This window comes from Bacillus cereus group sp. BfR-BA-01381 (assembly GCF_022663555.1).
GTDB classification, from domain to species: domain Bacteria; phylum Bacillota; class Bacilli; order Bacillales; family Bacillaceae_G; genus Bacillus_A; species Bacillus_A pacificus.
Genome location: NZ_JAKUFR010000249.1, coordinates 1 through 361, shown reverse-complemented (window position 1 = coordinate 361; position 361 = coordinate 1). Strand labels below are relative to the sequence as shown.

Here is a 361-nt window from a genome sequence, read left to right as displayed (position 1 = left end):
AGAAGAACAACCAGTTGTACAAAAAGAAGAACCAAAACGTGAGAAAAAGCGTCACGTACCATTTAATGTTGTTATGTTGAAACAAGACAGAACGCGATTAATGGAAAGACATGCGGCTAGAACAAATGCAATGCAACCTTCTATGAGTGAACGAGTAGAGAATAAGTCTGTACATCAAGTAGAAGAAAAACCAATGCAGCAAGTAGTGGTAGAACCACAAGTGGAAGAAAAACCAGTGCAGCAAGTGGTAGTAGAACCACAAGTGGAAGAAAAACCAATGCAGCAAGTAGTAGTAGAACCACAAGTAGAAGAACGTCCAGTGCAGCAAGTGGTAGTAGAATCTCAACAAGTACAAAAGCCA

At 40.2% G+C, this 361-nt stretch carries 1 protein-coding gene; it reads left to right on the top strand.

Going from position 1 to position 361, the window contains the following annotated elements; all coding sequences use genetic code 11:
* The coding region (locus MR079_RS28555) for a hypothetical protein (RefSeq protein WP_396022971.1) at positions 1-361 on the top strand (361 nt) is incomplete at both ends.